This window comes from Streptomyces sp. NPDC057543 (assembly GCF_042801895.1).
Taxonomy (GTDB): Bacteria; Actinomycetota; Actinomycetes; order Streptomycetales; family Streptomycetaceae; genus Streptomyces.
Window position 1 is genome coordinate 1 of the sequence record NZ_JBHVFF010000303.1, and the last position, 10,030, is coordinate 10,030.

The 10,030-nt window shown below is 68.2% G+C and carries 9 protein-coding genes and 1 pseudogene; 5 read left to right on the forward strand and 5 right to left on the reverse strand.

The genetic code is table 11. The features are described 5' to 3' along the window. Nucleotides 1-324: 324 nt before the first annotated feature. The 5 genes and pseudogenes from ACFU8Q_RS34475 to ACFU8Q_RS34495 form a co-directional block, all read right to left on the reverse strand. Nucleotides 325-616 (reverse strand): annotated as a pseudogene (locus tag ACFU8Q_RS34475) (transposase); the annotation flags it as partial. Between the two features lie 100 nt (nt 617-716). After that, nucleotides 717-1,778, reverse strand: coding sequence for a hypothetical protein (locus tag ACFU8Q_RS34480; RefSeq protein ID WP_384461959.1), 1,062 nt, complete (start codon nt 1,776-1,778; stop codon nt 717-719). Between the two features lie 534 nt (nt 1,779-2,312). Then, nucleotides 2,313-4,073: an SMI1/KNR4 family protein gene (locus ACFU8Q_RS34485; RefSeq protein WP_384461962.1), complete on the reverse strand. Its 1,761-nt coding sequence runs from the start codon at nt 4,071-4,073 to the stop codon at nt 2,313-2,315. A gap of 383 nt (nt 4,074-4,456) precedes the next feature. Next, nucleotides 4,457-4,891: a hypothetical protein gene (locus ACFU8Q_RS34490; protein ID WP_384461965.1), complete on the reverse strand. Its 435-nt coding sequence runs from the start codon at nt 4,889-4,891 to the stop codon at nt 4,457-4,459. A gap of 640 nt (nt 4,892-5,531) precedes the next feature. Continuing rightward, the gene (locus tag ACFU8Q_RS34495) at nt 5,532-5,777 is read right to left on the reverse strand and encodes a hypothetical protein (RefSeq protein ID WP_384461968.1); all 246 of its coding nucleotides are present in this window, start codon (nt 5,775-5,777) and stop codon (nt 5,532-5,534) included. 144 nt (nt 5,778-5,921) lie between these two features. On the opposite strand from ACFU8Q_RS34495, the gene ACFU8Q_RS34500 reads away from it, so the two are divergent. The 5 genes from ACFU8Q_RS34500 (at nt 5,922) to ACFU8Q_RS34520 (ending at nt 10,029) form a co-directional block, all read left to right on the forward strand. After that, nucleotides 5,922-6,362, forward strand: coding sequence for an Lrp/AsnC family transcriptional regulator (locus ACFU8Q_RS34500; protein WP_384461971.1), 441 nt, complete (start codon nt 5,922-5,924; stop codon nt 6,360-6,362). Nucleotides 6,363-6,573: 211 nt separating this feature from the next. Beyond that, nucleotides 6,574-6,912: an antibiotic biosynthesis monooxygenase family protein gene (locus ACFU8Q_RS34505; protein WP_384461974.1), complete on the forward strand. Its 339-nt coding sequence runs from the start codon at nt 6,574-6,576 to the stop codon at nt 6,910-6,912. Continuing rightward, nucleotides 6,909-7,799 (forward strand): NAD(P)-dependent oxidoreductase, encoded by an 891-nt coding sequence (locus ACFU8Q_RS34510; protein WP_384461977.1) that lies wholly within the window; start codon nt 6,909-6,911, stop codon nt 7,797-7,799. Before ACFU8Q_RS34505 ends, ACFU8Q_RS34510 begins: the two co-directional genes overlap by 4 nt. Continuing rightward, complete coding sequence (locus ACFU8Q_RS34515) at nt 7,796-8,788, forward strand: amidohydrolase family protein (protein WP_384461980.1); 993 nt, start codon at nt 7,796-7,798, stop codon at nt 8,786-8,788. Before ACFU8Q_RS34510 ends, ACFU8Q_RS34515 begins: the two co-directional genes overlap by 4 nt. Then, on the forward strand, nt 8,785-10,029 hold the full coding sequence (locus ACFU8Q_RS34520; RefSeq protein ID WP_384461983.1) for a cytochrome P450: 1,245 nt from the start codon (nt 8,785-8,787) through the stop codon (nt 10,027-10,029). Before ACFU8Q_RS34515 ends, ACFU8Q_RS34520 begins: the two co-directional genes overlap by 4 nt. Nucleotide 10,030 lies beyond the last annotated feature (1 nt).

Genomic DNA, 10,030 nt, shown 5'->3' on the forward strand with positions numbered 1-10,030 from the left:
GCAGAACCACAGCAACACCGACCTGATCGAGTTCCGCAACATCCGGGTGCGGAACCTGTAGTCGCCCAGCGACCGGCGCCGGGCTCGGGGCAACAGCCCCGGGCCCGGCATCGACACGGGTGGTCAACCCGAAGCGTGACTCCGGGGGGCCTGCTGGTGGGAGTCGGCCCTCCGCGACCACGGCCGTGTCGTCAGTGGTCGAACACCCCCCTCGGACCTCGCTGCAGCGGCAGGGCCGCGGCCTCAAGGTCGCGGCCCTCGTCGCGTGTTCGCGGCCGGCCGATGTCCCTCATGGGCGCCGGCTCAGGACGTGATGAAAGCCCGCTTCAACTCCACGGCGCTCTCGTCCCGCTCCTGCAGAGGCAGCAGGTCCCGGCGCATCAGTGCCTGGTCGGCGATGACGTAAGCGTCCTTCGCATCAGTCCCCCCGGTATCCGCGGGAGGCATGGTTGACGGTCCTGCCAGGAATGTAGAGCAGCCGCTGACCATGGCCGACCAGCAAAGCGATCAGCAACGCACCCCCGCCGGCGTTCAGATCGACGGCCCAGGTCACCGGGCTGTCCTCGGCCAGTGCGAGGGCATCGCCTATCAGCTCCAGCGGCTCCGCCCCGTTGTTGGGGAATGCGTCGCCGCGTCGACGTGCGCCTGCGCCCCCTGGTGTGCCGGACGCAGTCGTCACCACCTGCAAGAAGTCCGGCGCGAGCTCGTCACCGCGCTCAAGACGCTGCTTCACTCCACCGATTGAGTGTCTCGCTCCCACCGTCGTAGGTGAGCCAGGTCCCGTCCCCGAGCGGGCGCACATAGCTGTCCACCGGCCCCGTGGGATACGCGACCGTCCCGCGTATCTCCAGAGAGCGGGAATCGAGCAGCCAGTGGCGGGCTCGTTCCGGGTCCTCGTCGGATTCGACCGTCGAGGCGATGACAGTGTCGGCGTTGACAAAGCCGCAGCCGTAGTCCCAGCAGAGCGGGTCGTCGTCGGCCGGCTCCGGCACCCCCCTGGCGAGCACGGCACCGTCCAGGGCGTGCAGTTCCAGGTCCGCTCCGTAGTGCTCGACCGTCAAGAAGCCCGGAAGCCCCGCATGGACGTCCATCAGAATGCGGTCCATGCCCTCGTTGAGGTCCCAGCCGATCAGCTTCTCGCCGTCCCAGCGCGCCCAATGGAGCAGGATGCCGTCCTGGCCCATGCCGATACAGAGACCCATGTGGATTCCGTCCGGATGGGAAAGGTGGTGCGAACCGGAGGCCGCACTGTCCAGCGGCAGCCGGGCCAGCTCTCGTCCGTTCCGGGCGTCCAGGACGACCCAGCACTCCTGCCAATCCTGCTCCTCGGGCTCGACCACGACATGTGCCCAGACGAGCCGGGCGTCGCCGGAGACCCGGCTGGATCCGTGCTCGAGGCCACGGCACACCTCCTGCTCATCCCCCGTGTGCGTGTGACCGATCTCGGGCCCCCAGCAGCCATGCCTGTACTCCCACAGCGTCTCTCCGCCCGCGCTTACGGCCCTTACCGCGCGCTGACCCGAGAAAACCGCGAACGAGCCGTCGGGGCTTACCGAGTGGACACCGTGCTCCCACCCCGGCCAGGGAAGGCCGAAGACCGCGATCGGCGCGCGCTCCCCCGCGAAGACCTCGTACAGGTCGTAGACCTCCAGTTCGTGCCCGTTCTGGAGAAGGGCGCGGGGCGGCCTGTCCCCATGGCCCTCGAGGGCGAATCCGTTGACCAGTGCATCTCCACCCGGGAGCCTCACCGAGTCGCGCAGTTGTGCGGTGATCGACATGGCCCGAAGGTAACGGATCTCGCTGACAGCGTGGCCCGTGTCGAGCGGTCGGGTGACGTCGACCGAGAGTCGGCGCCTCCCCGATCCAGGAAAGCGCCGGATCAGCGGCGTACAGGAGTTTCCTGCTGTGACTTTTCGGGGTGGATGACACCGCGGTGCTGGGCTGAGCTGAGCCCTTGCTGGAGCCTCTTCGCGCTGCTTGACACCGCAAGGTCGTTCTCTGTTGCCACCTCCGCCTGTTTTCGCAAGGCAGGCGGACCAGAAAGTCGCACCTGCCCGCCAACTCTGACGCTCAGAAGTGCCAACTCGGCCGCTCAAGTGCCAGCTGAAGCGCTCAGTGTGCGACACGAAGTCGCTCCAGGGAACTGCGGACCGGCCGAACAGGGAGCCCAGTCCCGCGACTTCCGAGTAGGCGGGAGTGACGTCCGCACCGGACCGGGCTCGCAAGGTGACCGTCCCGTCGCCCGGCAGGCAGGGCATCTCTTGCGGATCTTGCCTGACCCGCACCGCCCGGCAGCATCCGTAAGAGCCGACCTAGACGGCCAGGTCCGCCGCGAGATCGTCGCGCCAGCGTACGGACAGACGCCGACTCAAGACCGTCGCCGCCGCGGTCGGCAGAGGCAGCAGTAGGAACTCGCGCAACGCCCCGGCCGCCGAGTCCCGCATGGCCCACGCGCCGAGATCGGCCGCGGTGACGAACGCCGGGTCCGGTTGGTGCCGGGCCGCGTCCAGCAGCCCCCGTGCCGCCCGGGCCTCCGCCGCAAAAGTCCTCATCCGCAGGTCGAGGGCCCCGTCGGCCGGGAGGTCCACCGGCTCGTTCCGGCGGATCCGCTCCAGCGCCTGCGCGATCTCCGGGTAGCTGTCGATGCCGGTCTCGGACGCCAGCCGGGCGAGTTGCGCCGCCATCGCGGAGCGCAATCGCTCCGGCGGCGTCCGGTCGACGAGCCCGCCGAGGTCGAAGTCACGTATCGAGGAGACCGGGTGCCGCGTCGGCTGCACGTCGTCGAGGACCGGCAGCAGCAGCGCGCTCGCCAGCGGTCTGTCACCATCACTCTGCGGATCCCAGGTGATGCCGTATTCCGTCGCCAGGTCGGCCAGCAGCCGGGCGTACCCGGCCGTCGAGCCGGGCCAGGGATCGACGCCGATCCTCTGCCACTCCTGTCCGTCGGGTCCGGTCACGTAGTCCTCGCGGGGCGAATCGACCCGCCGTGCCCCCTCGGGCCGCTCCGCGCCGTCCTGGACAACGGTGACTCGCACCTCGGGCCCCTGCTTCGCCACCTTCACGACCCGGGTCCCACGGGACAGCCTGCGTAGCACCTCCGGACGTCCGAACTGGGCGTCACCGCCTTCCTGGGTGGCGTACGACCACCCGTCACCGCACAAGCCGGCCCGGACCATTGGACGGTACGCCGCCCAGGGCGCGGCGGCGGACAGCCGTGCCTGCTCCCGACTACGCGGCCCGGCGGTCGCGGTCACGGAGCCCAGCCTGTCCAGCAGCTCCTCTGGCGGGATGCCCGCCACGAACACGACGTCCGGCTGCACGGGCGGTGCCTGCTCAGCCGGGGCTCCGAAGGTAAGGACCGCGTAGGGCCCGTCGCGCCGCGGGGCGGGACGGGCAGGCTCGGCCGCAGGCGGGACCAGCGGCTCGACGGCCTCGGCGGCGAGGCCGAGAGGGGAGAGCGGATCAGAGATGGTCGTCCTGTCGTCGTCCCAGATCAACCGGCCCTCGACGGCGAGCGGCGTCCGCCCGTTGAAGGATGTGCCGTTCTCCAGAGCCGTGGCGAAGTCGGCGAGGACGTGCCGCAATGCCGGCCACGGGGTGAAGGACGGGCTGTCCTCGTCGAAGTACCGGCCGACACGCCCGTGGTGCGGGCCGGGACGCGAGACCAGGAAGAGTCCGTCGGAAGACTGCCAGCCGATGCCCAGGGTGATCAGGAGGCGTTCGTGCGGCCAGTACGCGTACTGGTCGCTTTCCTCCTCGTCGAGATCGGCCTCGTCCTCGGCGAGGTCTGATCCGATGTCCCGCAGGAACTCGGTGCTGTGGACGATGTCCTCGACGCCGGACAGCGGTCCGTAGTATCCCAGCGTCGGAGTTCCGTCCTGGAGTTGTACGCCGTCGTGACGTAGCAGCGATTCCTTCAGGTCGGACGGGAACGTCACTCCGAGACGGAGTTCGGCCGCCGCGATGTCCTCCGGGAGGGCCGGCGGCCGGAGCAGCCCGTGGCTGATAGCGGCGTGCTGTGCGAGCCAGGTCTCGATACGGGCCCAGGACTGTTCGACGGTGAGCGTGATCATGTCGGCACCCTAGGCGCGGGCACTGACAGTCCCGTGAAGCAGGCCGCGTGAAGGTCGAGCGCACAGAGGCGGGGCGCTGAGGATGGGCAACTTCGCGGCAGGTACCTGGACACGATGCGTCGGGACAGCGACACCACGGCCGTCTGCGCTAAGCGGCTTGGGCGTCTGCCGCACCTCCAGGTCGCCCGTCCCGTGGTGACCGAGCCCCGTCACGTCCCGGGTGAACCGCATACGTCCCACAGGATGCTGGGGCGAGCGCCCGGAAGACTGCGTTTTCGCAGGTCAGCCCCCGTAGCTCAGCGGATGGAGCAGGTGCCTTCCAAGTGCCGCATCAGGCACGTTCGCCCTGTCGATGACGTCTTGTAGGTGCTGGTCGTCGGGGCCTACTTGGCGGGTGTCAGGTGTTGCTTGGCGGCGGAGACGACGTGGTGATGGGTCGCCCGAGCGCACTCGTGCCAGAACGGTGTGGCGGTCAGGTACGCGCCGAGTACGGAAAGGATGCCGAGGGAGACATCCACGCTGAGGCGACCTTGCTTGGCCCAGTAGACGTCTTGCAGATCGAGGAGCAGAGCGAATTCGTCGGCGATGAGGGCGGTTCCTGCGCCGTAGGCAGCGGCAACGGCCGGGTGGCCGACGGCGCGCTCGTCGCCGCGTACGGCGATGATGCCAATGCCGGCCAGGATGCCGATGCCCAAGTTGTAGTGGTGCAGGTGCTTGCCGCCGGCGGAGACGTTCCCCCAGGGCAGCCATCCGCCGCGAATACCGTGGGTAATGGTCCGCACGCCTCCCCATGTGACCCCGAAGGCGATCCACGTCACGATCAGTGATCTTTTCGTGGGGGTGAGGTGCTGGCTTGCCGATTCGCGCCAGCGTGCGACGAGCGGCGGCCGGGACCGGTTCAGCTCTTGGGACGTATCAGTGACCACGAGGGTGACCTCCCGGATTCGGCGCAACTAAGGTCCGCGTTCTGCTGCGTGGCATCGCCGACCGGAGCGGATGAATCCGCCGTGACGGGAGAAGGGCGAACTGCCTGGGCAACGAAGTTCACGCAGCTGCGGCAGTAGTCATCGCGGTCGCACACGCCGTCTGGTGTCGACGGTGCCTTGCCACCGAACGGCCGAGCACACAGGGCGTCGCCTTCGAGGAGGACACCATGCCACGAGGGTCCGGAGCCAATATCCGTCGCTATGTGTCCGGCGCACATGTGGTACATCCGCCACCTTCCACTCGAACGCGGTTGCGGTGCAGCTCAATGAGAACCCACGTCATTCAAGGTGGCGACTCAAACGCCCCAATCAGGTGAAATGCCCTACTCATTCACGTTCTACAGAGGTTTTCGCATCGCCGTCGGGTGGTGACTGTTGGTCATCTCTCCGGCATTCCGGTGGGATGCGGTATGCGGAGGGTGGGGGCCTGACTGCTGAGCGGCGGGCTTGGTATCCGTCATCTCGGTGTTCCTCAGCCTTCGATCGGCCAGTTGAGGACCTCGCTGATGCCGCGGCCCATCATCCATTCAAGCTCGTCGGCAGTGAAGTCGTAGTGCTTGGTGAACTGCTCGATGGTGTCGGTGCAGGTGATGCCGTGGCCGAGCAGGCGGGCGATGTCGGTGCCGCAGAAGCAGCGCTGCGGGCCCATCTTGTCGACCATCTCGCGCACGTGGAGCGCCTCCAGCGCACTCCGCACGTCACCTCGGTCAGCGCCCACTGCATCCTGCGTACCTACTACGGTGATTCCCTCAGATGGCTGCGCAAGATCAGCGCGCTCGATCCGGAGGAGGAAAGCGCGCTCCGCACCCCAGCCCCTGTACCCCGTGCAGCGCCAGTCGCTCCGAACGCCGCCGAGCAGGCCATGCTGGAGGTGCTGCGGCGCGACGGCCGCGTTATTCTCACCGAAATGCAGGCCGCCACCGGCCTGTCCGAGACCGTAGCCAAACGGCGCCTGGAACGTCTGCGCGCCAACCGCGTGCTGTATCTCGCCGTCGAATACGATCACGAGCCGCCCGGACACGGTATCCAGGCTCTGTGCTGGCTGACCGTCGCTCCCCACGCACCGGCGCAGGCGGGCCGGGCAGTCGCGGACCACCCCGAAGTACGTTTCGCCGCAGCCGTGACCGGTCGGACCGACCTCGCCATCTCCGTGCTCTGCCGCACCACCGATGACCTCTACGTTTTCCTGACCGAGAAGATCGGTGAGCTGAGCGACGTATACACAGCAGAGACTGTCCTCACGCTCCGACGAGTCAAAACCCTCACCACCGAACCCCCGCCGCACACCTCCAGCCTCACCTGAACGACTGGGCGCTCCCGCTCACGACAACGGCACCCGTGCCAACGGAACCAGGTCACCGAGCAGGCCCTTCGGTCCTCACCCGACCGCGCCACGAATCGCGGGGCCTTCCTCACTCTCCGTTGGGCTGTCTCCCACATGGAGTTGCGGGCCTGCGGGCGCCATGAGTTTGTGGGAGTCGTGTTCTGCCAGATCTCGACTTTCAGGAGGAGACATGCGCACTGCGCATAACGGCGACCCGGCCAACAGGCTGTCCGTGGTGTACACGGTCCACGTCGTCGAGGGCGGTGAGCAGGGCTTTCTCGACGCATATGAGCAAATTAGGAAGTCCGTCGCCAGCGTCCCCGGACACATCATCGAGCGGTTGGGAGAACCCGTCGACGACTCCCGGCAGTGGGTGATCACCAGCGAGTGGGAGACGCCCGAGCACTTCTTCTCCTGGCAACAGAGTGAGGACCACCGAGAACTGCTGGTTCCGCTGCGCAACTGGGTCGACCGGACCCAGTCACTGCGGTACCGAGTCGTTCAGGAGACCATGGGGGTGCCGTCATGACGCACCCCCCCACCACAGGACCGGTCGCCGTCCTCGGTCTCGGCGCGATGGGCACCGGCCTGGTCACTCGCCTTCTTCACCAGGGCATTCAGGTACGCGTCTGGAACCGCACCGCGGAGCGGACCGAGCCGCTCGCCCGGGCCGGCGCCGTAGCCGCCGCGCATCCGGCCGATGCCGTCGAGGGTACGAGCGCCGCCATCTGTACCGTGGCCGACGGCGAAGCCCTTGCCGCCGTGCTGCACGGACCGGACGGGATCCTGACCAGGGGCTCGTACCCCGGCGCCCTGGTCTGCGCCAGCACGGTCTCCCCCGAAGAGGTCGTCCGCCTCACCAGCGACGCGCACTCCGTTCTGGACGTCGGCATGCTGGGCAATCGGGAGCACGCCCGCAGCGGTGACCTACGGCTGTTCGTCGGCGGCGAGGAGCGCGTCTTCACCGCGGGGCGGCCGCTGCTCGAACTACTGGGCAAGGAGGTCGTCCACCTCGGCGAACTCGGTTCCGGCATGCGGATGAAACTGCTCCTCAACCTGCTGATGGGAATCGAGGTGCAGGCGCTGGCCGAGGCCGTCGAGTTGGCTGCCGCCACCGGACTCGACCGGAAGCTCGTCCTCGACACGATCGCGGGCAGCGGCTTCGCCTCGCCCGTCATGGCGTTCAAGTCCAAGCGGCTGGCGGCCGGGCGCTTCGACAAGCCCGACTTCCGGCTGAGCCTGATGACCAAGGACCTCCTGCTCGCCGCGGACCAGGCGGCGGCGGCCGGGCTGCGACTTCCGCTCGTCGCAGCAGCCGCGCAGGCCCACGCCCTCGCCACCGACCAGGGACACGGCGACGAGGACTGCGTCGCGGTCGCCCACGCACTCACACCGAACCCGGGAACTCACACGTGATCATCGACATCCACGGACATCTGTCCCCACCGGAGGCCGCCCAACGCTTCCCCATGCCTCCCAGCCTGACCGACGTCGACGGAATGCTCGCCGCCCGCGCTCAGGCCGGGATCGACCTCACCATCATCGGCAGTCCGGTCGGCGCCGGCGCCATGGCGCGAGTCCCCGGCGTCGACAACTACGCGCAACCGCGTGACCGGCTCCGAGGCTTCCATGCCTGGATGTCGGGGCTGATCTCCTCTTTCCCGGACCAGCTACGCGGGTACGTGTACGCCAACCCGTTCGGCGACGACGACCACCTGGAAGGGGTCCGGGAGACGCTGGCGGACCCCGCCTTCGTCGGCCTGATCACCACCTCCAGCGTCCACGGCGAACTGCTCGGCTCTCCGCGGGCCGACTCCTTCTTCGCGCTGGCGGCCGAGGCGGGAGTGCCGGTTCTGGTACACGCCCCGGCCGAACCGATCGGCACGGACCGGGTCGACGACCTCGGCTTCGTCGAGCAGATCGGCCGGTTCGGCGACGTCACCATGGGCATGGCCATGATCGCGTTCGCGGGGTGGCTGGACAAGTATCCCGGCCTGCGACTGATCGGTGCGACGGGCGGCGGCGCGCTGGCGCTCCTGCCGGAACGCCTACAGACGGCAGCGCGTCCCCGGCACTGGGGCGGGGGCCCGCCATCGGCACCGTCCTCGGCTCCGTCGCCGTCCTCCGGATCGGCGTCGTCCTCCGGACCGGCGGTGGCCGACCCGGCCGGGGCGCTGCAGCGCATGTACGTCGACACCAGCACGTTCAGCCCGGCGCACCTGGGCCTCAACGCCGAGGTGCTGGGGCCGGAACGGATGCTGTTCGGCACTGACTCGCCGCCGATGTCCGTGCCCTTGGAGGAGTTGATGCACATGATCGAGAAGCTGCCGATCGACAAGGCCTCCCAGCAGCTCATCCTCGGCGGCAACGCCGAGACCCTCTTCGACCTCAGGAGCCGTCCGTGACCACAGTGGACGATCCGGTCGCCGCAGCCGAGCGGTGCACCCCCGAGTTCCGACGGAACCCGCACCCGGTCTACGCGAACCTCAGGGACACGGCACCTGTCTGCCCCATGCGGCCGCCACACGGCATCGACACCTACCTGATCACGCGGTACCAGGACGCGAGAGCGGCCCTGACGGATCCGCGGCTGAGCAAGGACATGTACGGGGCCATGGATGCCTACCGAAGGATCTTCGGTGACTCGTCCGTGGCTCTGGACGATCACATGCTCAACTCCGACCCGCCCAAGCACACCCGGCTGCGCAAGTTCGTCGGCTCCACGTTCACCCCGCGTCGCGTGGCGTCGTTGCGGCCGCAGATTCAGGAAATCGTCGAGACACTGCTGGACGGCTGCGCAACCCGGGAACCGGTGGACTTGTTGTCCGCGTTCGCGTTCCCGCTGCCGATCAACGTGATCTGTGAACTGCTCGGTGTGCCGCCGGACGAACGGTCGGTGCTGCAAGGCCTGTCCACCACCGTGGCGCAAACAGGCTTCAGCAAGGAATCCAAGCAGGCCCAGCAGAAGGCGGAGGAGGACCTGCACACGTACTTCGCGGATCTCCTCGCGCGCAAGCGCAGCCGCCCGGGAGAGGACCTGCTCAGCGCGCTCATCGCAGCCCGGGACGAAAACGGCGGGCTCACCGAGCAGGAGCTGGTCTCGACGGCGTTCCTGCTGATGTTCGCGGGTCACAAGACGACCGCCTACCTCATCGGTAACGCGGTCCACCATCGCCTCACCCACCCTGCGCAGCTTCATGCCGTGCGGGAGAACCCGGAGCTGATCGGGCAGGCGGTGGAAGAGCTGCTGCGTTACGACGGCTCGGTGGAGAGCGCGACGTTCCGTTTCGCGACCGAGGACGTGCAGATCGCCGGGACGCTGATTCCGAAGGGATCCCTGGTTCAGATCGCGCTCAGTTCGGCCAACCGCGACCCGCGGAAATTCGACGCTCCGGACGAGTTCGATGTGACGCGGTCGGCGAACGTGCAAAGTGCCCATCTGGGGTTCGGGTACGGCATCCACTACTGCCTGGGAGCGCCTCTGGCCAGACTGGAGACGCAACTCGCTCTCACCGGTCTGTTCAGCCGTTTCCCGAAGGTGGCTTCGGCCGACCCCGCGCGTGAGGCTCCTTGGATGGAGGTTCCGTTCCCGGCCTTCCGGGGCCTTGCGGAGCTGCCCGTCGTGCTGGACCCTGCCGTGCCGTGAC